We start from the raw sequence: 26,384 nt of genomic DNA, 5'->3' as shown, positions 1-26,384 counted from the left end.
GACAAGATATGACACAAGACCCCAAAGTCCGCCTACGCGGCCTCTATAAAATATTCGGCAACGATCCCGCAGAAGCTCTCAAGTTCGTCAAGCAAGGTGTCGGAAAGGAGCAACTGCTCGTTGACCACCAGCACGTTCTTGGCCTGCAAGACATCAACGTCGATATGCAGGAAGGCGAGATCACTGTTGTTATGGGGCTATCCGGTTCTGGTAAATCGACTCTGATCCGTCACTTGAACCGCCTCATCGAACCAACTGATGGGGAAATTCTACTTGATGGCGAGGACGTGATGAAACTGTCAGAAGATGGTTTGCGTCAGCTGCGCCAGAAAAAGATGTCGATGGTGTTCCAAAAGTTCGCGCTTTTGCCGCATCGCACCGTTCTACAGAACGCCGCAATGGCGATGAAAGTCCGCGGCGAACCTGAAGCCGACCAAACGCGCGAAGCTAAGAAATGGCTCGATCGGGTTGGCCTCACCGGCTACGAAAACCACTACCCCGTGCAACTGTCAGGCGGGATGCAGCAACGCGTCGGCATTGCCCGTGCGTTGACCGCGAACACCGACATCATGCTCATGGATGAGGCCTTTTCGGCCCTCGACCCTTTGATCCGGACGGATATGCAGGATCTCTTGCTGGAGTTGCAAACGGAGCTGCATAAGACCATCATCTTTATCACCCATGACCTAGATGAAGCGCTCAAACTTGCCGATCATCTGGTGATTTTGAAAGACGGTCGGGTGGTTCAACAGGGCGAACCGCAGGAAATCCTACTCGAGCCAAACGATCCCTACATCGAAGACTTTGTCAGCGACATCAACCGTGCACGCGTACTGAAAGTGCGCTCCGTGATGGAACCTTTGAACGGCGGCAAAGCACCTAAAGATGCAGCGGGCGAAGTTGACCAAAACGAGTCGCTTGAGAAAATCATCGCGCGATCCGGCGGTGACACGACCCACACCTATACCGTCACCAAAGACGGCGAGCCGGTTGGCACGCTGGAAATGAAAAGCCTCGTGCGTGCCCTTGTGCCACGTGTCGCTTCAGAAGCAGGCGCGCGGAAGTCCTAAAGCTCCGCGCCCGCTTTCCATTCTTGCCATTTCAACACCGCCCGCGCGCCGGACGTGGCGATTGGCTTTGGCGGTAAGCGGCTTGGGGCTTCTGCTGCCAGGGCGCGATCCAATCGTTCCGACCCCCGCCCCGTCGCGAGATCAGCCGCCATGATGCCTCCCAACGTCCCACGCGTCGTGCCCAGCCCATTCTGGCAACACGCGCAATAAAGCCCGTCTTCCAACTCCCCCACCACGCCGACATTGTTTCGGCTCAGACACAACCGGCCGCCCCAGCGATACTCCATTGGCACTCCCTTCAACATCGGGAAGCGTGCCGCAAACGCACGATCATGATCTTTGCCAATCCGTTCAATCCGGCGCTGATCGACCTCCATCGTCGGATCAAAGGTGAACCGATTACGGATCAAAATCCGGTCGCCCATCGGTCCAGAAAGCCGGCGCACCGTCGTCCCAAGCGGATCAGCAGGCGTAATCCCCCAGGGAGCCTGCCCGCCAAGAACCGCAACTTCATCTAACGTCAGCCGCCGAGTGACAGAGGCATAGGTAAACACATGCATCAAGCGGTTCGGCAGAAAACCAAAGCTATTGAGATGTCCGTTGACGGCCAAGATCACCTTCGGCGCGGTCACAGAACCGTTGGTCGTTTCAGCCACCCAATCCCCATCTCGCCGTAGCGACCTCACACCGGACCCCTCAAAAATCTGAACGCGGTTCGACGAAATCCCCTTTGCCACCCCATGCACAAACGCTGCTGGCTGGATGATGGCCGTGCCTTTCGTAAACAACCCGCTGTGATAATAGGACATGCCCGTCACCTCCTCCATCGCCTTAGCATCCATCATCTCTGTTGGCTCGCCGATCGCCGCCAGATGCTTGGCGTATTCGACGTTATGCTGATGCCCCTTCGCCGTCGCCGCACCATTGATTTTGCCGCATCGGCTGAACACATCCTCACCAAAGCCAAACTCCGCCGCCATCTCCGCCGCGAAATCGATGGCAAAGCGGTTGTCGCTGGTGATGGCTTTGTCATGCTCGACACCGCCGGAATAGTCCGACGATGCCAAATCATGCGGCAGGTCAATCATGAAGCCGGAGTTCCGCCCCGCTGGCCCCTCCGCCACGCGCGTCGCATCCAAGACGACAATCCGATCACCCGGGCCAGTTTGCGACAACCGGCGCGCCGCAGAAAGCCCCGCAAAACCCGCACCGACAACCAGCCAATCCGCCGTGATCTTCCGATCCAAAGACGGAAAAGCCTCCGGCGCATCCAGAAACTCCCGCCACGCCGCAGGCCCCGGATCGACGGGCTGTTTGGCTACGTTAATCTGCATCAGTAATCCTGATTCAGCGCATCCGCCGCCGGAATCTCCCGTTCACGCCGCGCGATGTAATCGAGCAATTCCTCGTTCACCGCCTCATCCATCTTCGGCTCTTCATAGGCATTGAGCAAATCCTTCGCGCGGCTCATCGCCCGCTCATTAATCTCGACCGACCCTTCGGCTTGCCACTGCTCAATCGAGTTGTTGTCGAACATCTCCGGCATGAAAAACGCGCGCTGGAAGTTCTCCAAGGTGTGCGGATGGCCCAAATAATGCCCACCTGGGCCAACATCGCTAACCGCTGCAATCGCCTCGTCGAAATCGTCCCAATTGATCCCCGACGCCATCCGATGCGCCATTGCGCATTGTTCTGCATCCACAACAAACTTCGCCATCGAACAATGCATCCCTGCTTCATTCCAGCCCGCCGAATGCCAGATGTAATTGGCGCCCGACATCATCACCGCCATCAGCGTAGAGGCGCTTTCGTACCCCGCCTGCGCATCAAACGTCTTGGCCCCGCCTAATGTGTTCGACGTCCGCCAAGGTACATCATAAAACCGCGCCATTTGCCCGATCATCATGTTCATCAGGCTGATCTCCGGCGTCCCCGCCATCGGCGCGCCGGATTTCATCGACACGGTCGACAAGTAGTGCCCATAAATCGCAGGCGCACCCTTTCGGATGACCTGCGTATAGGCCAACGCGCTCAACGCCTCCGCATTCAACTGCGCCACCGTGGGTGCGACTGACGCAGGTGTATTCGCCCCGCCCAACACGAACGGCGAACACAGAACCGGCTGGTTGCACCGCGCAAAGGCCCGCATCGCGCCCAGCATGGTTTCGTCCCACACCAGCGGAGAGTTTCCATTGCAGTTCCCTGTCACCACCACATGGGTTTCCATGAACTCCTTCCCGAACAGGATCGCGCACATGTCCATCACGTCTTCAGCGTTCTTTGGGCTGGTCGTCATGCCCATGAACGTCTTGTCCGAATGCTTCATCGACGAATAAGTGATCCGCAAATGCCGCTGGCTGATCGGGTGATCATAGGGCTCGACAATGTGGTGCGCGCTTGAGTGCATCGCTGGCAGCATGTGGCTGAGTTTGTGAAAATTGGCGAGGTCATCGAGCGTCGGATTGCGCCGCACGTCCTCCAAATCGCGCAAATACGGCGCGCCTGTCATCGGCACAAAGATCGCATGATCATTGCCAAACGGCAGGTTATTGGCGGGATTGCGGGCATGGTAGGTAAAGCTCGCAGGGATCGTTTTGATCAGCTCGCGCACTAAGCCACGATCGAGATGGACCGTCTCGCCGCGCACATCCGCTCCTGCCACCTTCCAATCTGCCAAAGCAATGTCATCGCGGAACACAACGCCGACGTTTTCCAGTATATCCATGGACGCCGCATCAATCCGTGCGATCTGCTCTGCGCCCATGGGTTCCGTGAGCGGAATGCCTCGCTTCAACGCAGGCAACATCTGAGTATCCAACACTTGCCGTGCCGCCCTCCGAGCACCCCGCCCGCGACGGGTGGTGCCTACTGCATCAACCGACATGATCGCCCTCTTTTGGATCAGTCAGATCAATCCAAATCGTCTTTAATTCCGTGAACTGATCATGGGCATGAACCCCATTGTCGCGCCCACCAAAGCCGGATTGTTTGTAACCGCCAAACGGGGTGGAAATATCCCCCTCGCCATAGCAATTCACCGTCACAGTCCCCGCCTTTATGTCACGCGCGGCACGAATGGCCCACCGCGTGTTGGCTGTAAAGACAGACGCAGCAAGTCCATAAGAGGTATCATTCGCCACCTCGACCGCCTCATCATTGCTCGCCACCGTGATGACCGACAGCACCGGCCCAAAAATCTCATCCCGCGCTTTCACATCGTCGCGGTCCACCTCGACGACGCACGGCGTAACGAACACATTCTTCTCCGTCTCACCGATATAGCCGCAAACCTTCGCTGCATGATCGCCATCAATCAAACAGCCGATATGGTTCGCCGGATCGAGAGGATCGCCAGTTTTCCAATCCCGCATCCGCGCTTCAATTCGTTCCAACAGTCCCGCCTTCACGTCTTTATGCACGATCAGCCGAGACGCCGCCGAACAATTCTGTCCCGCATTCCAGAACGCCGCATTGACCACATGCTCCGCCACGTTATCAAGGTTTTCCGCATCATCGAACACCACCGCAGGGTTCTTGCCACCGCATTCCAGCACAACTTTCTTGAGGTTGCTCTCCGCCGAGTATTTCAGAAACAACCGCCCTGTGTCAGTGGAGCCGGTAAAGCTTACCATATCCACATCCATGTGCCGCCCCAGCGGTTCGCCAACGCTTGGCCCGTCTCCAGGCAAGACCTGCAAAACGCCACGCGGCACACCTGCTTCATAGGCCAGTTCCGCGACCCGCAAGGCAGTCAATGACGTCTGCTCCGCTGGTTTCACGATCACCGAACAACCCACCGCCAAAGCAGGCCCGATCTTCCACGCGAGCATCATCAACGGGAAGTTCCAAGGAAGCACCGCCGCCACGACCCCAATCGGCTCCCGCACGATCATGGAAATCGCATCGTCGCCTGTCGGCCCGGTCTGATCGTAGATCTTATCAATCGCCTCGGCGTGCCATTTGATGCAATGTATCGTCTCCGGCACATCAACCGCCTCGCAATCGAGGATCGGTTTGCCGCTATCGACGCTCTCCATCACCGCCAATTCGCGCCGGTTCCGTGTGATGAGCTTGCACAGCCGGATCAACACATCCTTTCGGTCTGACGGATGCAGCTTCGACCAACGGCCTTGCTCAAACGCCTCGCGCGCCTTGGCAACGGCCAGATCAACGTCGGACGTATCGCAACCCGAAATCTCGGCTAACCCCTCACCTGTCGCCGGATTCACCGTTGGAAATTTAGCTCCAGACCCAGCTTTAAACTTGCCATCAATGAAAGCCGTTGTCGGCGGGTCTAGCGCCTCGGCCAGCGCCTTGTATTCCCCGTGAGTCAGAAGATCGCTCATGCGCCCGCTCCTGTAATCTGATCAATTGTCGTATTCATGGTGCGGATCACTTCGGCCAGCTCCCGCTTGTCGTCCTTATTCAAAGGCTGCAGAGGCTTTCTTGGCGGTCCCGCATCGATCCCCCGCAAGGTCAGCCCGTACTTGATGCACTGCACAAACTTCCCGCCCTGCTCCAACACCCGCATCAACGGCAGCATCGCGGACATAATCGCGCGACCTTTGGGGAAGTCCCCCTCGACTGCGCAAGCCTGATAAAGCGCGATATGAGCCTCAGGCGCGAAATTCGACCCCGCACAAACCCAAGACCGTGCACCCCAAGCAAAGAACTCTAACGCCTGATCATCCATCCCACAGGACAAAGCGATATGTGGATAATCCCGCGCCAGCATATGCAACCGATTGATGTCACCTGAGCTTTCTTTGATGGCGCAGAAATTCGGTGACCGACCAAGGCGATCAAGTGTCTCCTCATCCATATTCACCGACATCCGACCGGGGTAATTATACAGCATCACCGGCAGGTTCGCCGCACGATCCACAGCCAATGCATGAAGCGCAATCTCGCGACCCGTCGGATAGGCATAGGGTGGCGTCGTCACCAACAACGCATCCGCGCCCACCGCTTGCGCCGCTTGCGCAAACCGAATACTGTCCTCAGTCCGGATCGCACCGGTGCCCACAATCATCGGAACGCGGCCTTTGATCAGATCAGCGCAAAGCCCCATCATCTCAACCCGCTCGTCCTCAGACTGCGCATAGTATTCGCCGGTCGACCCCGCGACGATGATGCCATGCACGCCCGACGCAATCAGATGTTCCACAGTCTGCGCCAGTACCAGTGCATTCAGGGTGAAGTCATCATGATAGGGGGTCACGATAGGCGTATAGATGCCTTCAAACTGCATCACGATGCTCCTTTAGTGAGACTACATCCAACGGCAGCGGATCGGGCCGGACGTATTTTTCCAACTGATCCCGCGACAAATCCCAATGCTGCAAAGTCAAATCTGTCACCAATGACGCCTCGCCCGCCTCAATCGCGGCAATCATCGCGTCATGCTGGTCAATGGATTTCTTGATCCGCGTTTCGTCCGCTTCAGTCTCAGGTCTAAAGAACGTCTGACTGAGGCGTGTATGATCCACCAACATGCGCTTCAGACCGGCAAAGAGATACGGGTTGTCCGCCATCTTCCCGATGGCATCATGAAACTGGTGGTTCAGCAAAGCCGCATCCCGAACGTCGCCTGATTTAGCTGAAGTCGTAAAGTCCCGCTGAATGGCTTTGAGCGCGTCCATTTGCTGGCTCGTTCTATTCTCCGCCGCTTGCCGCGCGATAGAGCAGTAGATCAGAGGTGCCGTTTGGAAGAATTTGCGCAGCACAGAAAGATCGAGCGATTCAACCTTGGCCCCGCGATTTTCCTCCAACCGCACATATCCACCGCCTGCCAGCCGATGCAAAACTTCCCGCAGCGGGGTGCGAGAAATGCCATAGGCCTCGGCGAGCTGAGCTTCATCCAGATCAGAACCTGGGGCAATGTCCAAGGATAAGATGCGATCCCGCAAATCTGCGGCGCAGAAAGCCTTGCGGTCCTTTGGTGATTCCTTTGTCATACAAATTGTATACTTTTCATATACAATTTACGTCAACACATTCTCCACGCGTAAATCACGCGGTGCCTGCCCGAAGGTTTGTTTAAATGCGCGGGTCATAGCACTGGCATTTTCATACCCGCAACGCCCTGCTATTTCCGCCACGGATTGTTCGGTTTCAACGACAAGTTTTCGCGCATAATTCAGCCGCAAGCGCCGATACAGCGCATCCGGTGTCGTCCCCAAATCCGCTCGCATACGAGTCTCCAACGTCTTCTGGGAGCACCCCAGGGACTTGGCGATTGCACCAATGCTCAATGGCACCTCCAAATTGGCCTGCATGACTTTCCAAGCACGATTGACCAATAGGCTCCCGCTCCGCATAGGTGGCAACATCTCACCGCTTCGGCGATCCGACATCAAGAACTCGCCGACCTCCAAAGCCAGAACGGGCCCATGCTCGTCCGCAATGAGGGATTGCGCCAAATCAAACGCGGCCAAAGCACCCGAACAAGTCAACTGATCACCATCGACGACAAACCGCTCCCGTACCGCGGTCACCTGCGGGAACGCCTCCTCAAACTGCGTTAGCTCTTCCCAATGGATCGTCGCCCGCGCCCCCTCCAACAAACCCGCACTGGCCAACAGCCAACTGCCAGTGTCCAATCCAGCAACGACACGATGGCGTCCCGCCGCGGCACGAAGTTTGCGCCGAAGCATGTCATTGTCCGCTTCACGAAATCCGTAAGACGGCATAACAGCTAGAACATCGCCCGTTTGATCTGCAAAGGCCGCATCGGGTGTGACACTCAACTTACTCGAACTGAAAACAGCTGTTCCGTCGAGTGATAGGCATTGCCAGCCATAGACAGGGCTTCTCGACAAAGTATTCGCCGCGCGAAACGGCTCGAGAAAATTCGCCAGACAGAGGTTCGAAAACCCATCGTAGAGGAGGATGTTGAGTTGCTGCATCTGCCCTTTCAATTTTTTCGATTTCTGCATTATTTTCGACTATATCTGCACGACAAAACTTTTCAATCTGCCGTCCCCTGCCTCAACGCCCGCAACAGGAGCACCGCAATGCACTTTGGTCTGACATCTGAACAAGACATGATCGTCTCCACCGTCCGCAGCTTCGTCGAGAATGAGATTTATCCGCATGAAGCAGAAGTCGAACGCACAGGCCATGTTCCCAAAGAACTCGGCGATGAGATCAAACGCAAATGCCAGGAGCTTGGGTTCTACGCCTGCAATTTCCCTGAAGAAGTCGGCGGCGCGGGCCTCAGCCACGTGGATTTTACACTTGTGGAACGCGAACTCGGCCGCGGATCCATGGCGCTGACGCATTTCTTCGGTCGACCACAAAACATCCTGATGGCCTGCGAAGGCGAACAAAAGGAGAAATACCTTTTGCCCGCTGTCCGCGGTGAACGAATGGATGCACTTGCGATGACCGAACCCGACGCCGGATCGGACGTGCGGGGGATGAAATGTCAAGCGGTGCGCGATGGCGGCGATTGGGTCATCAATGGCTCCAAACATTTTATCTCAGGCGCGGAACACGCGGATTTCTTCATCGTGTTCATCGCAACCGGCGTCGATGACACACCGCGCGGGCCAAAGAAACGGATCACGACCTTTCTTGTCGATCGCGGCACGCCAGGGTTCGAGGTGCGCGATGGCTACAATTCGGTCAGCCACAAGGGCTACAAAAACTGCATCCTCTATTTTGACAACTGTCGTTTGCCGGACGCACAAGTGCTGGGCGAGGTCGATGGCGGTTTCGCTGTGATGAATGAATGGCTCTATGCGACGCGCATCACCGTCGCCGCTTTTTGCGTCGGACGCGCGCGGCGGTGTTTTGACTACGCGTTGAACTACGCCGCAGAGCGCAAGCAATTCGGCCAAGCCATTGGCAAGTTCCAAGGCGTCAGCTTCCAAATCGCCGACATGATCACTGAAATAGACGCAGCCGACTGGCTCACCTTCGCCTCAGCTTGGCGGTTGGACGAAGGCCTGCCCGCCAACCGCGAAATCGCCTCCGCCAAAGTCTACGCGTCTGAGATGCTCGCTAAAGTCACGGATACGACCCTGCAAATTTTCGGCGGCATGGGGCTGATGGACGATTTCCCCATCGAACGTTTCTGGCGGGATGCACGGGTGGAACGCATCTGGGACGGCACATCAGAGATCCAGCGCCATATCATATCTCGCGATTTGCTGCGTCCTCTCGGAGCCTAAATGCGCGAGCTTAGCCGCCTTTTGAACCCCCAATCCATCGCCGTCATTGGCGGTGGAGCATGGTGCGAACAAGTGATTATTCAGCTCGACCGCTTCGGGTTCAAAGGCAACATCTGGCCGATGCATCCGAAACGGTCAAAGATCGCGGGTCACGAGGCCTTTACCAGTCTCGACCACCTGCCCAACCCTCCCGACGCCACTTTCGTCGGCATCAACCGCCGCGCCACAATCGACGCGATCCGCCAACTGTCTGCGATGGGTGCAGGCGGTGCGACTTGCTTTGCCAGTGGGTTTTCAGAAGCAGCCGCCGAAGATGACAGCGGCACCGACCTACAACAACAGTTGATCGATGCAGCCGGTGATATGCCGATCCTTGGCCCGAACTGCTACGGCTTCATCAACGCGCTCGACACTGCTCTGATCTGGCCAGATCAACACGGTTGCACGCCGGTCGACACGGGCGTCGCGATCCTGACGCAGAGCTCCAACATCTCGATCAATCTCACGATGCAGCAACGCGCCCTGCCCATCGCCTATATGATCGCCTGCGGGAACATGGCGCAGACAAGTCAGGCCCAGATCGCTAGTGCTCTGCTCGATGATCCCCGCGTGACCGCCATCGGTGTGCACATCGAAGGCTTCCACGACTTACGCGATTGGGAAGCGCTCGCGCAAAAGGCCTATGCCCAAGGCGTACCCATCGTTGCGCTGAAAGTGGGTGCATCCGATCAGGCACAAGCGACCACCATCTCTCACACCGCATCCGTTGCCGGAAGCGACGCGGGCGCGCAGGCCTTTCTTGACCGACTCGGCATCCCACGCCTTCGCGATCTTCCGTCCTTCCTCGAAACGCTGAAAATGCTCCACTGCCACGAACCGCTGGAAAACAACAACATCGCGTCGATCAGTTGTTCCGGCGGCGAAGCCAGCCTAATCGCCGATATGGCGCTAAACCACAATCTGACCTTCCCACCCCTGACCGACCCGCAACATGCCACACTCCGCGATGCGCTTGGCCCGATGGTCGCCCTCAGCAATCCACTGGACTACCACACCTACATCTGGCGCGACCGCGCGGCGATGGCAAAGGCGTGGTCGGGGATGACCGGAGATGGGATTTCGATGACATTTTCGATCATCGACTACCCGACGACCGACCCCACCGATTGGATCGAAGCCACCGGCGCCGCGCTAGACGTGCGGCGTCAGACCGGAAAAGGCTTCGCTGTAGTCTCTACCCTGCCAGAACTCATGCCCCTCGACACAGCAAATGACCTGATGGCAGGCGGCGTCGTCCCCTTCATGGGTCTTCATGAAGCGCTCTCTGCCATTGAAGCAGCCGCAAACTATTGCGCGCCAACGACCGACCCCGTCACGATCCCTTCCCTCACCACAGCAGACACAACGCTGACCGAAGCCGCTTCCAAAGCAGCTCTTGCCGCGTTTGGTATCAGTACCCCCGCCAGCTGCTTAATCACTAAGGGCGACGACACCACGGCGGCCATCAAAAACATGACCCCACCCTTCGCGGTCAAAGGCACAGGTCTCGCCCATAAATCCGACAGCGGTGCGGTAAAACTTGGTGTCATGCCTGAGGGACTTACCCAGGCCATTGCCGCCATCGGCACCGAAACTGTCCTAATCGAAGAAATGATCACCGACGCCATCGCCGAACTCTTGATCGGCGTTGTCCGCGATCCGGCTCATGGGTTCGTCCTGACCATCGGCGCAGGCGGCGTGATGACCGAGCTTTTGCGCGACACCACCTCGCTTTTGCTGCCAACAACCGCCGAAGACATAACCGAAGCCATCGACACCCTCAGAATCGCACCCCTTCTGCACGGCTTCCGCGATAAACCCGCCGCAAACCTACCAGCCATCACTGACGCCATTCTATCCGTGCAGTCCTACGTCCTTGCCCACGCCGACCACATCGGCGAAGTTGAGATTAACCCGCTGATCTGCACTCCCACCGGTGCAATCGCCGCAGACGCCCTGATCCGAAGGAGCTAACCCATGTCCGTGATCAAAACACAGCGCGACGGCGCGATCCTTGAGGTCACGCTCGACCGGCCCAAGGCCAACGCCATCGACCTCAAAACCAGCCGTGAGATGGGCGAGGTGTTCCGCGATTTCCGCGACGACCCCGACCTCCGCGTGGCGGTCATCACCGGCGGCGGCGAGAAATTCTTCTGCCCCGGCTGGGATCTCAAGGCCGCTGCCGATGGCGACGCGGTGGATGGCGACTACGGTGTAGGCGGTTTCGGCGGCTTGCAGGAGATGCGCGAGATGAACAAACCCGTCATCGCCGCCGTCAACGGCATCGCGTGCGGCGGAGGATTAGAACTTGCCCTCTCTGCCGATATCATCATCGCCGCCGATCATGCGACCTTCGCCCTGCCAGAAATCCGCTCTGGTACCGTGGCCGACGCCGCCAGCGTCAAACTCCCCAAGCGCATCCCCTATCACATCGCAATGGAACTCCTTCTGACAGGCCGCTGGTTTGATGCGGAGGAAGCGCATCGCTGGGGCCTGGTCAATGAAATCATCCCCGCCGCTGACTTGATGGACCGCGCGTGGGAGCAAGCGCGGCTTCTCGCCTCTGGCCCGCCCCTCGTCTACGCCGCGATCAAGGAAATCGTCCGAGATGCAGAAGACGCAAAGTTCCAGGACGCCATGAACCGGATCACACAACGCCAATTACGCAGCGTTGACATCCTCTATGACAGCGAAGACCAACTCGAAGGTGCTCGCGCTTTTGCGGAAAAACGCGATCCGGTTTGGAAAGGCAAATAGCCTAGGCCGTTGACCGCATCTGCGCCAATGCGTCTAGGCCGACACGCTGCACAACCTCGCCAATCTCCTGAAATTGCGCCGAGAGCGGATGCCCCTTGCGCCAGACCATTCCGACCTGCCGCATCGGCACGCGGTCCTCGAACCGCGCGATCGACACATCCGCCGACCGGGTTTCAATTGGAACGGCCAACTCTGGGATCAGCGTCACGCCAAGGCCCAAGGCCACCATCTGCACCAAGGTCGACAGCGAACTCCCCTCTAGACTGTCCCGCGGCAACCCCGTGCGAAGTCCGCAGAACGTCAAAGCCTGATCGCGAAAGCAATGCCCCTCTTCCAAAAGCAACAGTCGCATTTTACCCAAGACCTCCGCACTTGGCACGGGCAACGCCGCATCCTCCGGCGTGCGGACCAAAACGAAGGCTTCTTCAAACAACGGCGCTTCGACCAAATGCGGTTCTGACACAGGCAAAGCCAAAATCGCCGCGTCCAAGCTTCCATCCTCAACATCTGACAAAAGCGTCGCCGTCTGCGTCTCCCGCAAGTGCATATCCAAATCGGGATAGGCAGCCAACAATTGCCCCACGATCGAAGGCAGAAGATAAGGCGCAATCGTCGGAATAATCCCGATCCGGAACTGCCCCGCCACGGCCTCTTGCTCTGCCCTTGCTAGGTTTTGCAACTCTTCAACTGATTTCAAAATCTCCCGCACATTCGGCGCGATCTCTGCCCCAAATCGAGTCAATCGAACCTGCTTTGCCCCGCGTTCGACCAAATCGGTCCCCAGCGACTCCTCCAGCTCTTTGATCTGCATCGAAAGCGCAGGCTGCGAAATCGCGCAGGCGTCCGCCGCACGGCCAAAATGCGCGTGCTCCGCCAAGGCCTCAAAATACCTCAACTGTTTCAAGGATATATTTGCCATAAGGCAAACTTATCAAACTGATCAAGAAATTCAACTTTTCCCAATCACATGACCCTGTTAGAACGATTCTAGAAAGTTGGGGGCGAGCGATCTCTCTCAACCTGTCACATCCTATTTCAATTGCGGAGATTATTATGGACGGATCCGATGTAAACAGCGCAGGTAAGTGTCCTGTGATGCACAGCGCAGGTGCCACCTCAACCAACCAACAGTGGTGGCCGAACCAGTTGAACCTCAACATCCTACGTCAGAACGCTCCGCAATCTGACCCGATGGGGGATGATTTCAACTATGCTGAAGAGTTCAAAACGCTCGATCTAGAAGCGGTGCGTCAAGACCTCTATGCGCTGATGACCGACAGCCAAGACTGGTGGCCAGCAGACTATGGCCACTATGGCCCGCTATTTATCCGCATGGCATGGCACAGCGCAGGCACCTACCGCACCTATGACGGTCGCGGTGGCGGCGGTACAGGCCAGCAGCGCTTTGCACCTTTGAACAGCTGGCCAGACAACGGCAACCTCGACAAAGCGCGCCGCTTGCTGTGGCCGATCAAACAGAAATATGGTCGCAAGCTGTCTTGGGCCGACCTGATGATCCTAGCTGGCAACGCAGCGCTCGAATCCATGGGCTTTGAAACCTTCGGCTTTGCAGGTGGCCGCGCGGACGTTTGGGAACCAGAAGAAGATGTCTATTGGGGCCCGGAAACAGAATGGCTGACTGACAAACGCTACTCGGGTGAGCGCGAATTGGCGAACCCACTTGGCGCAGTGGAAATGGGTCTGATCTATGTGAACCCACAAGGCCCGAACGGCGAAGCCGACCCTCTGAAGTCCGCATTCGACGTGCGCGACACCTTTGCACGCATGGCGATGAATGACGAAGAAACCGTCGCATTGGTCGCCGGCGGTCACACCTTTGGTAAGGGCCACGGTGCTGGCGATCCGGCACATGTTGGACCAGAGCCAGAAGGCGCACCGGTCGAAGCGATGGGCTTTGGCTGGCTCAGCACCCATGCCTCCGGCAAAGGAGGCGACACGATCACCTCCGGTTTCGAAGGCGCATGGACGCCTACTCCAACCCAATGGGACATGAGCTATTTCGACACGCTCTTCGGCCATGAATGGGAAATCAGCGAAGCCCCATCCGGAGCGCTGCGTTGGGTGCCTGTATCTGAGGAGGGCAAGCAAGCTGCCCCAGCCGCTGATGGCTCCAGCAAGCGCGAAACGGTTATGATGACCACCGCTGACATGGCGATGCGCATGGACCCAGCCTATGAGAAGATCAGCCGCGATTTCCACGCGAACCCTGACAAATTCGCAGACGCGTTTGCACGGGCTTGGTACAAGCTGACCCACCGCGACATGGGCCCATACGTCCGTGGCCTCGGCAGCCTTGTTCCTTCCGAGCCTTTGATCTGGCAGGACCCTGTGCCAGCGGTCACACATGATCTGATCGACGATGCAGACGCAGCAGCGTTGAAGGCGAAGATCCTTGAAAGCGGCCTGTCCGTTGGCGAACTCGTCAGCACGGCGTGGGCCTCTGCCTCTACCTTCCGTGGGTCCGACATGCGCGGCGGTGCCAATGGCGCCCGCATCGCACTCGCTCCAATGAAGGATTGGGAAGTAAACGCGCCTGCTCAACTGGCAAAAGTCTTGTCTACATTGGAAAGCATCAGAAGCGATTTCGGCAAAGAGATATCTCTCGCAGATACGATCGTCCTCGCCGGTGCGGCTGGTGTCGAAAAGGCAGCAGCTAACGCAGGTCACACCATCACCGTGCCATTCACACCGGGCCGGACAGACGCAACTGACGAAATGACAGATGCGGACTCCATCGAAATGCTGAACCCCGTCGCTGACGGCTTCCGCAACTATGTCAGCGACCGTGCGTATCGCCCTGTGGCGGATCACCTGATCGACCGTGCGCAGTTGCTAACCCTGACAGCGCCGGAAATGACAGTACTGATCGGTGGCTTGCGGATGCTGGATTTGAACCACGATGGTTCTAAGCACGGTGTCTTCACCGAAAAGTCCGAGACACTCAGCGCCGACTTCTTTGTCAACGTGCTGGATATGTCCACAGCTTGGTCAAAGGCCGAAGACGGCTCTTTCGAAGGCAAAGACCGCGCGACGGGCGCTGCCAAGTGGACAGCGACAGAAGTGGACCTTGTATTCGGTTCCAACTCCGTCCTGCGTGCCTTGGCTGAGGTTTATGCCTCCGACGACGCGTCCGAGAAGTTCGTGAGTGATTTCGTCGCGGCTTGGACCAAAGTGATGGACCTCGACCGGTTTGATCTGATCGGTTAATCGACGCTTAACGAAAACTCAAAAGCCCGCCAATCCGGCGGGCTTTTGTATGTCATGTGTATGTACGGCCTGTGTACGCTGTGTGTACGCACGGTGTACAAGAAAAATATGGGTTTTGAGCGGAATCAGGCCTCGTTTAAGTCACAGCCTTTCGCGCATGATATTCCGGCGTATTCCACAGCTTGTTGACCATCACATCCTCAATGATCTCGGCCGCGCGTATGATGTCACCGTCATCCAAAAACAGCGGCGTAAATCCGAACCGCATCACATTCGGCGCACGGAAATCCCCGATCACGCCCCGCGCAATCACTGCCTGCATCGCAGCATAGCCATTCTCAAACGCAAAGCTCACTTGGCTACCTCGCACCGCACAATCCCGCGGGCTAACCAAAGACATCATCGGGCAGCGCGCCTCAATCTCTGAGATAAACAGGTCTGACAAATGAACCGACGCGGCCCGCACCTCTTTCATCGTCACGCTGTTCCAAACCTTCAACGCCTCTTCCAACGCCGCGAGTTGCAAAACCGGCGGCGTTCCAACCCGCATCCGTTCGATCCCCGCGCCTGGACGATAATCCAGATCGAACGCGAACGGCGCATCATGCCCTAGCCACCCCGCCAAGGCAGGTTCCACCGTTTCGACCAGATCAGGACGCACGTAAATGAAAGCAGGCGCACCAGGCCCACCGTTCAGATATTTATACGTGCAGCCTACGGCCATCTCACAGCCTGACGCTTCGATCTCAACATCCAAAGCCCCCGCGCTATGCGCCAGATCCCACACCATCACCGCGCCTGCTTCCTGCGCCGCTTTGGTGATCGCCGCCATGTCATGCCGCCGACCCGTCCGGTAATCCACCTCCGTCAGCATCACGACCGCGATGTCCTCTCCAATCGCACCAGCAACGTCTTCAGGTTCCACCATCCGCAGTTCGATCCCTTGATCCTTAAAACGCGCCAATCCTTGCGCCATGTAGAGATCAGACGGGAAGTTGCCCGTATCAGACAAAATCGCCTTCCGATCGGGCCGCATCTGCAAACCTGCCGCCAAAGCCTGAAACACTTTGATCGAGAGCGTGTCACCCATAACCACGCTGCCCGCAGGCGCACCGATCAACCGGCCCACTTGATTGCCAACGCGGCTTGGCTGTTCCATCCACTTGCAAGCGTTCCAGCCCCCAATCAACTGCCCGCCCCATTCGGCTTCAACCGTTTTCTGAACCGCCTCAGAGACACCCTTGGGCAAAGGCCCAAGCGAATTTCCGTCGAGGTAGATCATCCCATCTGGAAGATCGAACAAATGCTTACGGGGGAGATTTGACATATCAGCGCCTTTCGAATTGCGCGCCAAGGGGTGCAACATCTGACGCCAAAGTCAACGTAAGACTTCGCATACCAACTTGCTATTTTCATCTACCAAACCGTTGATGACCGTGAAGTGGTTCTCAGCGGGTTGATAGACCGTCGACACATCCGCCCCTTTCAAACCCCACCCCTCAGCAATAAGTCGGTTTTGACGCAGAAATTCGGGACGTTCATCCGCTCCAACCCAGAAGGTGACAGGCACGTCGGCAGGCTCTAACAACGCAGAACTTTCGGCCAAAGCCTCCGCCTTTGTTAGGCCAAGCGTGTCATTCATCCGCGTCCCGACCAGAGGCCGCAGATCATGAACCCCGCTCACCGAAACGACGCGTTGAACGCGAGCAATCAGGCCGTCAGACAGCACACCCTGACACATCATCCGGCTAACGAGATGCCCGCCGGCAGAATGCCCTACAAGCCGAAGTGGCCCTTCAACCGTTTTGGCGACCTCAGCGACCGCCGCAGCAATCGACTGGGTTATCTGCGAAATCCGAACGGTGGGCGCCAAGGTATAGCCCACAATCGCCACAGCCCAGCCATGGTTCAAAAACCCCTTCGAAAAATGTGACCAATCCGACTTCGCCCGCATGTGCCAGTAGCCGCCATGGACAAACACAACCACCCCTTTCGGCAACCCCTCCGGCAGAAACAGATCAAAGCGCTCTCGATCCCCAGAGCCATAAGGGTGATCCAATACAGCATACGGTTGTTTGGTCCGAAACGCTTCCGCCGCCGCCACCCAAGCGGCTCCTATCTCGCTGGCTTCAGGCACGTAACCGGAATTGTCGAAGGCGTCATCCCAATCAATCATCACCACTTCTCCCCTTGGTGTAGTCGACCCCCGCCGGGCCACGATATATCGATGTCAGCTCTTCCGGCACCTCAGACCCATCCACCAGAAACGGCAAAACCCCTTTGCACAATGATCCCCCGCGCGACGCCTTGATCTCCGCATCCGACCGCGTCACGCGTTGAGAGACCCTCCACCCCCATTGCGCCAGCAATCCATAGAGCCGGTCAATCTCATGCTGGTGACTGTCGCCTTTGGCCAGATCGTGAAACTCATCAGGGTCAGTTTCGAGATCAAACAACATCGGGCGGAACCCACCTTCGGCGTGCATCATCTTGTAACGACCATCGAAGATCATGAACAAACGGCACGCCTTCGGCTCCAACCCCAGCTTCACCGCCTGGCCACTAGCCGAATAGTCATATTCCGAAATCACATAGTCCCGCCATGCGGGCGTTTCACCATGTAGCCACGGCAAGAGCGATCGACCTTCAAGGATATGATCCGGTACATCTGCGCCGCGTGCATCTACAAAAGTCGCGGCCAGATCGATGGATTCCACAAGTGCATCGCAAACCGACCCACGTGTCGCCTCCGCCTCTGGCCTTGGGTCATAAATGATCAAGGGCACCTTTACCGAAGGTTCGTGAAACAGGTCCTTCTCCCCCAACCAATGATCGCCCAAATAGTCGCCGTGATCCGACGTCAGCACGATCATCGTGTCCTCCATCCGGCCCGAAGCTTCCAAATGATCCAAAAGGCGACCCAACTGATCATCGCACTGTCTGATCAGACCCATGTAAGCAGGGATCACTTTGTCGCGCACATCTTCCCGCTGGAATGCCGCTGCGATCTTATTCTCCTGAAACACGCCCAGAACAGGATGCACATCTTCGCGTTCCACATCATGCCGAACTGCTGCTGGCACATCGGCTGGGCCAAACATGTCGTGATACGGTGCCGGCACGATATAGGGCCAATGCGGCTTGATATAGCTGACATGCGCGCACCACGGAGCCCGCGCCTGATCAATAAACTCAATCGCCTGATCGGTCAGCCAAGGCGTCTCACTGTCTTCTTCCCGAATGTTCGCAGGCTTGTCCGCATTCTCAAACATCCAGCCAGAGGCGATGTCACCATCCTCATCCACACTCGCATTCGCATTCGTCGCCCAAGGGTTTTCAGCCTCATAACCCTTGGATTTCAAAAACTCATTATAAGGCGACCGATTGGAATCATAGAACCCATCCGGCCCTTGCGCCCAAAGCCCATCATCGCGCACCCAGACGTCAAAGCCACATTCCGCCTGACGCGCACCGATCACACTGTCGGGCGTCAACCCAAGCCGTTCCATCCCCTCGGCATCTACGCGCATATGGGTCTTACCGATCAACCAACACTCCATGCCTGTCTTGCGCAGATGATCGCCCATCGTCATCTCACCCACCCGCAGCGGAAAGCCATTCCATGCAGCGCCGTGCGAAGAGACATAACGGCCGGTGTAAAAACTCATCCGGCTCGCACCGCAAATCGGCGACTGCACATAGGCGTTGGTGAACCGCACGCCCCGCGCGGCCACACGATCAAAGTTGGGGGTCTCTAACGTCGGATGACCTGCGCAGCTGAGGTAATCAAACCGCAACTGGTCATACATGATAAACAGGATATTCACGCGGCCTCCGAGCTATCAACTGATCAGTTCAGCCCGCCCATAGTCCGCTAAGCGTTTGTTTAAGGCAACCGCCTCCTCCGCCCCCTGTTCCAGCGCAAAAACATAGGCGTGGGTTAGAAAGAAACAGGCGGCATCTACCTCCCCCGCAGCTTCGCGCATATCGGCGGCTTGAGTGTAAAGATGGACCAACTGCATGTGGTCCCCTGCCCCATGCGCCGTCAGCAAAGCCGCCTGTAAGTCGCCGTCATTCACGGTTGGTCAACTGCGTCGCAACCCAATGGTGGAAATTATGCGTCGGCCCATCCATCGCGGGCGAAAAGCGGCCCCCATCGAAATAGGCACCGTGGCGCCCCTTTTGCATGCCTTCGACAACGAAGATGTCCTCTTCAAAAACCACTTTCCACTGTTCCGCATTCTTGACGCGCAAATCTGCCAGTTCAGGCGTGTCTTCGGACGATTGCGCGTAGTAGAGCTCAATGTGTTCGACGGTCTGCTCACAGGCCTTTGGCTCCAGAACAATCGCAAAAGCATGATCCCGCTGAACGCCCAAAAGAACATTCGGATAGACAGTGATATATTCCGCGCCTTCGTCCCATTTTTCGCTGAGGCCTTCGAAGTCAGGGAACATCTCCCCGCCCTCGCCTTTCAGTTGGCGATAAACCAAAGTGCCCTGGCCCGAATATTTCCCCAGCTCTTCAATATTGTAGTGATCTTCCAGCCGAGAGTAGCTGTTCAACCCGGGATGCACCCAAGGCAAGTGGTAGCTTTCGCAATAATTCTCGACCGCCAGCTTCCAATTGGTCGCAACTTCCAATTTGAAAGAGGACTCCGGCCCGCCGTGATGCACAGGCACCTCAAATTCAGCCCACCGCGCCATCAAATCAGCGTGGACTTCTTCGAACTCAAGTGCTTGTCCGTCAACATTTACGAAAATCACATCTCGCCAGACATACGACCGGATGCGCAATAGGCCGAGGTCTGATTTATAAATGTCTTCATGCATATTGTGCCCCGGACCGCCCACATGCGGGGTGGCGTGCAGATCGCCGTTCAAAGCGTAACACCAGCTATGATAAGGACAGCGGATCACGCCACCGATCTTCTTTGGTTTGTCGACAAGGATCATTCCACGGTGCCGGCAGGTGTTCTGAAACACCGCAACCTCACCCTGCTTGTTCCGCACGATCAGCAACGGCATCCCAAGGAAATCGACCGGCATTGCATCGCCGACCTCTGGCACATCTTTGCCAAAGCCGATGCCCGACCAATTGGCAAATAGAACCGCGGCCTTTTCCTCTTCAAACACATCTGGATCAATGTAATGCGCGTTCGGCAAACCGTTGGCTGTGTTGACCGACTGAAGAACTGAACTGAGGTGTTCGTGCTTGTTCATGGCTTCGACTCCGTAGCTCTCGCGCTTAGAATGAAGTGGAAACACTGATTCCGGCAATACACCAAAGGCGGCAAAACCATCCTGTTCGCGTCATCACATTCACAGCGATACCACCACTGGAAAGGGTCAAAGATGAAGAAACTCAAAGTCTCCGCTGCCGAAATGGTCGCCGACGCCCGCGCGCGGATCGAGGAGGTGGAAACACCCGACCTTATCGCCATGGTGGATGATCCGAACGTTATAATTGTCGATATTCGGGATATTCGCGAACGCCAGAAAGGCCACATCCCCGGCAGCGTCCACGCTCCACGCGGGATGGTCGAGTTTTGGGTCGATCCCGACAGCCCCTATTTCAAAGAGGTTTTTGGCCAAGACAAGAAATACGTATTACACTGCGCAAGCGGCTGGCGCTCCGCCCTGACCGTTGCGACCCTGCAGGAAATGGGGTTTGACGCCGCTCACCTGCGCGAAGGGTTTTCCACTTGGGAAGCGCAAGGTGGGCCGGTCGAGGTTCCCGCGCCGAAAGGCTAGACCATGCTGCGCTCTGCCGATTTGTTTAGACGGGTGCGGTAGAGGAACGCACAGATGAACAGCGCGGTTTGGATCAGAATGATAGTAGGGGCAGGCGCGCTGTCGATGAAAAAGCTCAGGTAGGTGCCCAAGAGCATCGACACCATGTTCACAACCACCGCGATCCACATCATGTGGCCAAAGGTACGCGTGACCAGAAACGCGATAGCGCCGGGACCGATCAAAAGGCCAATGGCGAGGATCAGACCGACCGCCGCGAGAGTGGCGACGATAGTCAGCGACAGCGCGGCCAACAGCCCGTAGTGCAACCAATTCACCGCCAATCCCGACGCCTGCGCTTGCGCCGGATCAAAGCTGTGCAACAGCAGGTCCTTTCGCTTGATCAAGATCGCTGCGGCAACCACCGCAGAGATGATCCCCGCTGTCCACAATTCATCGGGCTCGATCCCCAGCATGTTGCCAAAAAGGATATGATCGAGGTGGGCGTTGGTCTCAAACGCGACATACATGACGATCCCAAGGCCAAACATGCCCGAAAAGACGACACCCATGACCGTGTCCTGCTTCACGCGACTGTTTTGGGCCAAATAACCCGTCGCCACAGCACAGATCATCCCAGCAGCGAAAGCGCCGATTAAAAGTGGAAAGCCCAGAACATAAGCCAGCACTACGCCGGGTAGCACCGCATGGCTTATCGCGTCACCCATCAAGGCCCAGCCTTTCAGAACCAAAAAGCAGGACAGCAGGGCCGTCGGCACGGAAATCATCATCGAGATGAAAAAGGCGTTCTGCATAAAGGCAAATCGGAACGGAAACAAAAGCGTGTCGAGGTCCATCACGCGCCCCCTGCCCGCTCGGCCAAAGCGACCCGTGCTTTGCGTTTGCTAGCGAGCAATCCGTGCTTTGGTGCAAAGACAAAGGCGATCAGGAAAATCAGCGTTTGAAAGACAACGATGATCCCCCCCGTTGCCCCATCGAGGAAATAGCTGATGTAGGCTCCAAAAAAGCTCGTCAGAGCACCTATAGCCACGGACGTCATCAACAACCTTGGGAACCGGTCGCACAACAGATAAGCCGTTGCGCCCGGCGTCACGACCATGGCAATCACCAAAAAGGCACCCACGGTTTGCATCGCGGCTACGACGGCCGCCGACAACAGAATAAAGAACATCGCCCGCAACCGCTCCGGCCTCAGTCCAATGGATCGCGCGTGCGTTTCGTCGAAGAAGGCGACCATAAGGTCCTTCCACTTGGCAGTGAGCACTGCCAGCGTCACAAACCCGATGAGGGCGAGCTGCAACGTGTCGCTGGGAGAGATCGCAAGCACATTGCCCATGATTATGGTCTGCACATCGATGGCGATCGGGTTGATCGAAACCATGAACAGCCCCAAACCGAAAAAGGAAGTAAAGATCAGGCCAATGATCACATCGACCTTCAATCCAGAACGTTCGGATAGAAACAGCATCGACCCAGCCGCCAGACCCCCCGCGATAAACGCGCCCAAGGCAAACGGCAGGCCAAGCAGATAAGCGCCAGCCACGCCCGGAACGACGGAATGCGCCAAGGCGTCACCGATCAAGGACCAGCCCTTCAGCATCAGGTAGGCCGACAAAAACGCGCATACGCCGCCCACGAGAGCCGAAACCCACATGGCATTGGTCATGTAATTGTAAGTAAACGGCTCCCACAGCAGCTCCATCAGGAATTGCTTTCCTGCGTCTGCGTCTTCTCTCCATATTGCACAAACGGGCGCTCATCGTCCGTCAGGATTGTCACCGTCCGCCCGTCATCGTCGTCATGCAACGTATCTCCACCCAATGTGAAATGACGCAGCACCCCACCAAAGGCCATTTCCAGATTTTCGCGGGTAAAGGTCGTCTCCGTCGGGCCGTGGCCTAGAATCGTACCTTTTACAAGGATCGTGCGATCACAGAACTCTGGCACCGACCCGAGGTTGTGGGTGGAGACAAGCATCACTCGTCCCTCATCTCGCAGCTCTTTCAGCAAAGCAACGATCTGCTCTTCAGTCTTAACATCAACGCCCGTGAACGGTTCATCCAACAGGATAACCTGCCCGTCCTGCGCCAGCGCCCGCGCCAAAAATACGCGTTTGCGCTGGCCACCAGACAATTCGCCAATCTGACGCGTCCGATACGCGGTCATGTTGACCCGTTCCAAAGCGCAATCGACCGCCTCGTGATCAGAAGCCGATGCGCGGCGCAAAAACCCCATATGCCCGTAGCGACCCATCATCACCACATCTTCGACCAGTACGGGGAACGCCCAATCTACCTCTTCCGACTGCGGCACGTAGGAAACAAGGTTCTCTTTCAATGCTTGTTTGACAGACCGCCCTAGGAGCAAAATTTCACCCTTTGCGGTCGGCACAAACCCCATGATCGCTTTGAACAGGGTGGACTTCCCTGCCCCGTTGACCCCAACAAGGGCCGTCACAGTGCCACGGGGCACATCAAACGACGCATCCCACAATGCGGTGTGACCATTGCGATAGGTCACAGTCACATCATGGGCGAAAATGCCGGTATCGACCCGCGCGTCCATGGCTTAATCCGCAGCGCCCGTCAGACCTTCCGCAACTGTGCGAGAGGTAACCGTCAAAAGATCCAGATATGTCGGGACGGGTCCGTCAGCTTCGCTCAAGCTATCAACGTAAAGTTCACCGCCGTAGGCCGCGCCAGTTTCACCCGCAACTTGTAGTGCGGGCGAGATGCTGACCGTACTTTCGCAGAAAACCGTCGGAATATCGTTCTCAACAACACCATCAATCACGCTGCGCACTTGTTGAGGCGTCCCGACCTGATCCGCGTTCATCGGCCAGAGGTACAGTTCCTGAAGCCCGAAATCCTTAGCCAGATAACTAAACGCCCCCTCGCAGGTCACAAGCCACCGCTGATCTTCGGGAATCTCAAGGATTTGCGCGCGCAGAGGCTCGATCGTCTCGATCAGTTGATCCTTATAGGCAGCGGCATTCGACGCATAAAGGGCCGCATTAATGGGATCGGCCTCTGACAAAGCGGCCGTGATGTTGTCGATGTAAATAAGCGCATTATCCAAACCCATCCATGCGTGCGGGTTCGGTTTGCCCTCATAAGTGCCTTCGGAAATCGCAATTGGCTCAATCCCATCGGTCAAAGTGACCGAGGGCACGTCATCAAAGTTTGATAGGAACTGTTCGAACCAAAGCTCCAAGTTCAATCCATTCCACAGGATCAAGTCGGCATCATAAGCGCGCACAATGTCTTGCGGTGTTGGCTCATATCCATGAATCTCCGCACCCGGCTTAGTGATCGAGGATACCTCTGCAACGTCGCCAGCAACATTTTGGGCCATGTCGGCCAAAACCGTGAACGTTGTCACGACTTTCAATTTCTCTGCCTCCGCAACCGTCGCAGACACAGCTAATACCAACGCACCTGCCAGCACTTTCATGGCTAAAGCTCCTAAGTTCCAATACAAAGTTTTAAATGCGAATAATTCGCAACTTGTCAAGCTAGATGCGAATTATTCTCAACTACAGAACTTAGGTCGACCAACTGCGTCTCAAGCTGAAGGATGACTAGCCGATTAAGATCGGAACTTTGAAGGATCGTCGAAGATTGTGACCGAACCGAGAAATTTCCTGCGCTCTTGCCCCGGCACAGGCAGCCATATCCCCTTGTCGGTGACGTCGAGGTTAACAACACCGTCAATTTGATAGTCGTCGAAGTACTTATTCAGTGTTTTCACCATATCCTTGGTGAATGCGGCCGTCGCCAGCCGTTTAGGTCGCGATACCATACCCTAGGAACCTTTCACATCTGCCCCACATGAACGAGTATTTTCGCGAGGCCCTCTGGCAAAACACGCCAGCGGAACATACGATACCCATTCATTCTGCAAAAAGCCAGTTGGATAAAAAGCTAAGTCGGCGCCACATTCGGGAAACACGGGAAAGAAGAAGGCGTTCTCCAGCGTAGATTTGGAAATAAAGTTAAAGGCAATCCTGTCCAAAACTCTGATCGGACCAAATCTAAGGCCGACTGGGCGAATTCCGAAAAAGCGCCTGAGCGGCCCTTAGAGTGCGGCCAGCCCAAAATTAACCTAGCACCCCACCTTAAGGCGATAAAGACTCTTAGAGCGCCTTACATCAGCCCTGCGGACAAATTGCGGAGCACAGATGGGCTGCTCAACCAAATTGAAAGCCAAAATGAGGCAAATGATGGAAATTCTGCTAAAAATACCAGTATTAGAGTCTAAGCAACTGTTTTTATTTAATTTCCCAAATTCCTACCAACTAGCCGCCACTCAATCCAGTTCGTTCAACATCGCCGCCACTGCGTCTTCGAGGCGTCTTCGGTCAATGGTTGAAAAGTCCCGACGCAACCGAATTTCGAGCCGACCAGAACCCGCCGTGCACTTCGCCGTTCCCTCTGGCCGTCTGATCTGAAATGTTACCTTAGCCTTTGAACGCGTATCCTTTTCGACCTTCTCCGCCAAGCCAACGGACGGCTCCGCTGGAACTCCATCCTCCTCAAGCGCCCCGACATAACGCCGCAACACGCCAACCTCCTGCTCAGAGGTTCGTGCAGCGCCCAGATCCGCCAGATCGAGAAGAAGTGCCGCTTTGCACCCCTCCACCTCCTCAAGCATGCGCACAACTTTTAGCCCCAAGGCACGCGGGATATCCTGCGAAAACTTCAGTTCAGACCCGAGAGCATCCATCAGTTTGATAAACGCGCGGATGTAACTTCTCTTGGAATACCCCGTCGATTTGTAGAGCACCGCAACCGCCTTGTCCGGGTCCGACAGCTCAATGCCTGGGTCAGCAGCATAGTTGATCGCTAACTGCGCCATCTCCGCGAATGAGATATCTTTCCGTACTAGGTTCTCATCCACCATCCGCCGGTGCAATGTCTCCAGGTCGTCGCCCGCATTAACCACCCGCGCCGGAATTGCGCCATAGGCATTTGCATCGTCGGTATCCGCCATAAGCGCCTCGAACGCAGCGATACGGCGATAACCCTGCACCAGCTCCAGCGCACCATCACCACCACGTTCAACTAGGATCGGGTTGGACAAACCAACGGACCGAATGGATTCAACCAACTCAACCAGCTCTGCATCCTCCGCAACAGCGCGGTCACGAGTGATCTTGGACATCTTGATCTGGTCTAAAGGAACCCGATCAACGATCAGCCCCAGGGACTGCAAGCGAACATGCTCATGCGCCAGTTGATCGTTCTCGGCCCTGATCTCAGCCTCCAGCCGTTGCCGCTCCCTCAAGCTATCGGCATTCTCTGTTATGGCAGCAGCCATCGGCCCGCGACGCTCTTTTTCCTCAACCTTCCCCGCGGGGAAG

General features: G+C 56.6%; 24 protein-coding genes. 6 read left to right on the top strand and 18 right to left on the bottom strand.

The annotated features are described in order from the left end of the window. Window positions 1-8 precede the first annotated feature (8 nt). Window positions 9-1,070, top strand: coding sequence for a quaternary amine ABC transporter ATP-binding protein (locus tag BUA85_RS15955; RefSeq protein WP_072902878.1), 1,062 nt, complete (start codon window positions 9-11; stop codon window positions 1,068-1,070). Here BUA85_RS15955 and BUA85_RS15950 read toward each other — a convergent pair. The 6 genes from BUA85_RS15950 to BUA85_RS15925 are packed head-to-tail and all read right to left on the bottom strand — an operon-like array spanning window position 1,067 to window position 8,008. Further along, window positions 1,067-2,404, bottom strand: coding sequence for an NAD(P)/FAD-dependent oxidoreductase (locus BUA85_RS15950; protein WP_072902877.1), 1,338 nt, complete (start codon window positions 2,402-2,404; stop codon window positions 1,067-1,069). The two genes, BUA85_RS15955 and BUA85_RS15950, sit on opposite strands and share 4 nt — an antisense overlap. Further along, window positions 2,404-3,954: a trimethylamine methyltransferase family protein gene (locus BUA85_RS15945; protein ID WP_072902875.1), complete on the bottom strand. Its 1,551-nt coding sequence runs from the start codon at window positions 3,952-3,954 to the stop codon at window positions 2,404-2,406. The genes BUA85_RS15950 and BUA85_RS15945 overlap by 1 nt, the downstream gene beginning before the upstream one ends. After that, window positions 3,944-5,416 (bottom strand): aldehyde dehydrogenase, encoded by a 1,473-nt coding sequence (locus BUA85_RS15940; RefSeq protein ID WP_072902873.1) that lies wholly within the window; start codon window positions 5,414-5,416, stop codon window positions 3,944-3,946. Before BUA85_RS15940 ends, BUA85_RS15945 begins: the two co-directional genes overlap by 11 nt. Then, window positions 5,413-6,321 carry a dihydrodipicolinate synthase family protein gene (locus BUA85_RS15935; RefSeq protein WP_072902871.1) on the bottom strand — a complete coding sequence of 303 codons (909 nt, stop codon included), beginning with the start codon at window positions 6,319-6,321 and terminating at the stop codon, window positions 5,413-5,415. The genes BUA85_RS15940 and BUA85_RS15935 overlap by 4 nt, the downstream gene beginning before the upstream one ends. Further along, entirely contained in the window at window positions 6,311-7,027 is a 717-nt protein-coding gene (locus tag BUA85_RS15930) for a GntR family transcriptional regulator (protein ID WP_072902869.1), read from the bottom strand. Before BUA85_RS15930 ends, BUA85_RS15935 begins: the two co-directional genes overlap by 11 nt. Before the next feature lie 27 nt (window positions 7,028-7,054). Next, window positions 7,055-8,008: a GlxA family transcriptional regulator gene (locus BUA85_RS15925; protein WP_072902868.1), complete on the bottom strand. Its 954-nt coding sequence runs from the start codon at window positions 8,006-8,008 to the stop codon at window positions 7,055-7,057. Window positions 8,009-8,086: 78 nt separating this feature from the next. Here BUA85_RS15925 and BUA85_RS15920 point away from each other — a divergent pair, with 78 nt between their 5' ends. Genes BUA85_RS15920 through BUA85_RS15910 form a run of 3 tightly spaced genes read left to right on the top strand, consistent with a single transcriptional unit; the run spans window position 8,087 to window position 12,043 of the window. Beyond that, the gene (locus BUA85_RS15920) at window positions 8,087-9,247 is read left to right on the top strand and encodes an acyl-CoA dehydrogenase family protein (protein WP_072902866.1); all 1,161 of its coding nucleotides are present in this window, start codon (window positions 8,087-8,089) and stop codon (window positions 9,245-9,247) included. Further along, window positions 9,248-11,260, top strand: a complete 2,013-nt coding sequence (locus BUA85_RS15915; protein WP_072902865.1) for an acetate--CoA ligase family protein — start codon at window positions 9,248-9,250, stop codon at window positions 11,258-11,260. A 3-nt stretch (window positions 11,261-11,263) separates the two neighbouring features. Next, the gene (locus BUA85_RS15910; protein ID WP_072902863.1) at window positions 11,264-12,043 is read left to right on the top strand and encodes a carnitinyl-CoA dehydratase; all 780 of its coding nucleotides are present in this window, start codon (window positions 11,264-11,266) and stop codon (window positions 12,041-12,043) included. 1 nt (window position 12,044) lies between these two features. Here BUA85_RS15910 and BUA85_RS15905 read toward each other — a convergent pair whose 3' ends face one another. Beyond that, on the bottom strand, window positions 12,045-12,962 hold the full coding sequence (locus BUA85_RS15905; RefSeq protein WP_072902861.1) for a hydrogen peroxide-inducible genes activator: 918 nt from the start codon (window positions 12,960-12,962) through the stop codon (window positions 12,045-12,047). Between the two features lie 134 nt (window positions 12,963-13,096). Here BUA85_RS15905 and katG point away from each other — a divergent pair, with 134 nt between their 5' ends. Then, complete coding sequence (gene katG / locus BUA85_RS15900; protein ID WP_072902859.1) at window positions 13,097-15,271, top strand: catalase/peroxidase HPI; 2,175 nt, start codon at window positions 13,097-13,099, stop codon at window positions 15,269-15,271. 136 nt (window positions 15,272-15,407) lie between these two features. On the opposite strand, the gene kynU is transcribed toward katG, so the two are convergent. The 5 genes from kynU to BUA85_RS15875 are packed head-to-tail and all read right to left on the bottom strand — an operon-like array spanning window position 15,408 to window position 20,491. Then, entirely contained in the window at window positions 15,408-16,598 is a 1,191-nt protein-coding gene (gene kynU / locus BUA85_RS15895; RefSeq protein ID WP_072902981.1) for a kynureninase, read from the bottom strand. 51 nt (window positions 16,599-16,649) lie between these two features. Next, a complete protein-coding gene (locus BUA85_RS15890; RefSeq protein WP_072902855.1) occupies window positions 16,650-17,447 on the bottom strand; it encodes an alpha/beta hydrolase in 798 nt (265 codons plus the stop codon). Continuing rightward, entirely contained in the window at window positions 17,440-19,098 is a 1,659-nt protein-coding gene (locus BUA85_RS15885; RefSeq protein WP_072902853.1) for a sulfatase-like hydrolase/transferase, read from the bottom strand. The genes BUA85_RS15890 and BUA85_RS15885 overlap by 8 nt, the downstream gene beginning before the upstream one ends. A 15-nt stretch (window positions 19,099-19,113) precedes the next feature. Further along, complete coding sequence (locus BUA85_RS15880) at window positions 19,114-19,350, bottom strand: hypothetical protein (RefSeq protein ID WP_110559115.1); 237 nt, start codon at window positions 19,348-19,350, stop codon at window positions 19,114-19,116. Continuing rightward, window positions 19,343-20,491, bottom strand: a complete 1,149-nt coding sequence (locus tag BUA85_RS15875) for an aromatic ring-hydroxylating oxygenase subunit alpha (protein WP_072902849.1) — start codon at window positions 20,489-20,491, stop codon at window positions 19,343-19,345. Before BUA85_RS15875 ends, BUA85_RS15880 begins: the two co-directional genes overlap by 8 nt. A gap of 132 nt (window positions 20,492-20,623) precedes the next feature. Between BUA85_RS15875 and BUA85_RS15870 the strand changes: the two genes are divergently transcribed. Further along, complete coding sequence (locus BUA85_RS15870) at window positions 20,624-21,022, top strand: rhodanese-like domain-containing protein (RefSeq protein WP_072902846.1); 399 nt, start codon at window positions 20,624-20,626, stop codon at window positions 21,020-21,022. Here the strand turns inward: BUA85_RS15870 and BUA85_RS15865 are convergent. From BUA85_RS15865 to BUA85_RS15840, 6 genes are all read right to left on the bottom strand, one after another. Beyond that, entirely contained in the window at window positions 21,019-21,858 is an 840-nt protein-coding gene (locus BUA85_RS15865) for a metal ABC transporter permease (protein WP_072902842.1), read from the bottom strand. The two genes, BUA85_RS15870 and BUA85_RS15865, sit on opposite strands and share 4 nt — an antisense overlap. Continuing rightward, window positions 21,858-22,724 (bottom strand): metal ABC transporter permease, encoded by an 867-nt coding sequence (locus BUA85_RS15860; RefSeq protein WP_072902840.1) that lies wholly within the window; start codon window positions 22,722-22,724, stop codon window positions 21,858-21,860. Before BUA85_RS15860 ends, BUA85_RS15865 begins: the two co-directional genes overlap by 1 nt. Next, window positions 22,724-23,587: a manganese/iron ABC transporter ATP-binding protein gene (locus BUA85_RS15855; protein WP_072902838.1), complete on the bottom strand. Its 864-nt coding sequence runs from the start codon at window positions 23,585-23,587 to the stop codon at window positions 22,724-22,726. Before BUA85_RS15855 ends, BUA85_RS15860 begins: the two co-directional genes overlap by 1 nt. Before the next feature lie 3 nt (window positions 23,588-23,590). Continuing rightward, on the bottom strand, window positions 23,591-24,475 hold the full coding sequence (locus BUA85_RS15850) for a metal ABC transporter substrate-binding protein (RefSeq protein WP_072902834.1): 885 nt from the start codon (window positions 24,473-24,475) through the stop codon (window positions 23,591-23,593). A 135-nt stretch (window positions 24,476-24,610) separates the two neighbouring features. Further along, entirely contained in the window at window positions 24,611-24,823 is a 213-nt protein-coding gene (locus tag BUA85_RS15845) for a hypothetical protein (RefSeq protein WP_072902831.1), read from the bottom strand. 507 nt (window positions 24,824-25,330) lie between these two features. Then, on the bottom strand, window positions 25,331-26,384 hold a 1,054-nt coding region (locus BUA85_RS15840; RefSeq protein ID WP_072902828.1), incomplete at its 5' end, for a ParB/RepB/Spo0J family partition protein.

The sequence above is a fragment of the Cognatiyoonia sediminum genome (assembly GCF_900129845.1).
In the GTDB taxonomy this organism is placed as follows: domain Bacteria; phylum Pseudomonadota; class Alphaproteobacteria; order Rhodobacterales; family Rhodobacteraceae; genus Cognatiyoonia; species Cognatiyoonia sediminum.
This window is presented reverse-complemented; position numbering and strand designations above follow the sequence as displayed.

Excerpts from the sequence above, each read along its gene's own strand:
- BUA85_RS15955 (WP_072902878.1), top strand. The coding sequence starts at position 9 with ATGACACAAGACCCCAAAGTCCGCCTACGCGGCCTCTATAAAATATTC.
- BUA85_RS15950 (WP_072902877.1), bottom strand. The coding sequence starts at position 2,404 with ATGCAGATTAACGTAGCCAAACAGCCCGTCGATCCGGGGCCTGCGGCG.
- BUA85_RS15945 (WP_072902875.1), bottom strand. The coding sequence starts at position 3,954 with ATGTCGGTTGATGCAGTAGGCACCACCCGTCGCGGGCGGGGTGCTCGG.
- BUA85_RS15940 (WP_072902873.1), bottom strand. The coding sequence starts at position 5,416 with ATGAGCGATCTTCTGACTCACGGGGAATACAAGGCGCTGGCCGAGGCG.
- BUA85_RS15935 (WP_072902871.1), bottom strand. The coding sequence starts at position 6,321 with ATGCAGTTTGAAGGCATCTATACGCCTATCGTGACCCCCTATCATGAT.
- BUA85_RS15930 (WP_072902869.1), bottom strand. The coding sequence starts at position 7,027 with ATGACAAAGGAATCACCAAAGGACCGCAAGGCTTTCTGCGCCGCAGAT.
- BUA85_RS15925 (WP_072902868.1), bottom strand. The coding sequence starts at position 8,008 with ATGCAGAAATCGAAAAAATTGAAAGGGCAGATGCAGCAACTCAACATC.
- BUA85_RS15920 (WP_072902866.1), top strand. The coding sequence starts at position 8,087 with ATGCACTTTGGTCTGACATCTGAACAAGACATGATCGTCTCCACCGTC.
- BUA85_RS15915 (WP_072902865.1), top strand. The coding sequence starts at position 9,248 with ATGCGCGAGCTTAGCCGCCTTTTGAACCCCCAATCCATCGCCGTCATT.
- BUA85_RS15910 (WP_072902863.1), top strand. The coding sequence starts at position 11,264 with ATGTCCGTGATCAAAACACAGCGCGACGGCGCGATCCTTGAGGTCACG.
- BUA85_RS15905 (WP_072902861.1), bottom strand. The coding sequence starts at position 12,962 with ATGGCAAATATATCCTTGAAACAGTTGAGGTATTTTGAGGCCTTGGCG.
- katG (WP_072902859.1), top strand. The coding sequence starts at position 13,097 with ATGGACGGATCCGATGTAAACAGCGCAGGTAAGTGTCCTGTGATGCAC.
- kynU (WP_072902981.1), bottom strand. The coding sequence starts at position 16,598 with ATGTCAAATCTCCCCCGTAAGCATTTGTTCGATCTTCCAGATGGGATG.
- BUA85_RS15890 (WP_072902855.1), bottom strand. The coding sequence starts at position 17,447 with ATGATTGATTGGGATGACGCCTTCGACAATTCCGGTTACGTGCCTGAA.
- BUA85_RS15875 (WP_072902849.1), bottom strand. The coding sequence starts at position 20,491 with ATGAACAAGCACGAACACCTCAGTTCAGTTCTTCAGTCGGTCAACACA.
- BUA85_RS15870 (WP_072902846.1), top strand. The coding sequence starts at position 20,624 with ATGAAGAAACTCAAAGTCTCCGCTGCCGAAATGGTCGCCGACGCCCGC.
- BUA85_RS15865 (WP_072902842.1), bottom strand. The coding sequence starts at position 21,858 with ATGGACCTCGACACGCTTTTGTTTCCGTTCCGATTTGCCTTTATGCAG.
- BUA85_RS15860 (WP_072902840.1), bottom strand. The coding sequence starts at position 22,724 with ATGGAGCTGCTGTGGGAGCCGTTTACTTACAATTACATGACCAATGCC.
- BUA85_RS15855 (WP_072902838.1), bottom strand. The coding sequence starts at position 23,587 with ATGGACGCGCGGGTCGATACCGGCATTTTCGCCCATGATGTGACTGTG.
- BUA85_RS15850 (WP_072902834.1), bottom strand. The coding sequence starts at position 24,475 with ATGAAAGTGCTGGCAGGTGCGTTGGTATTAGCTGTGTCTGCGACGGTT.
- BUA85_RS15845 (WP_072902831.1), bottom strand. The coding sequence starts at position 24,823 with ATGGTATCGCGACCTAAACGGCTGGCGACGGCCGCATTCACCAAGGAT.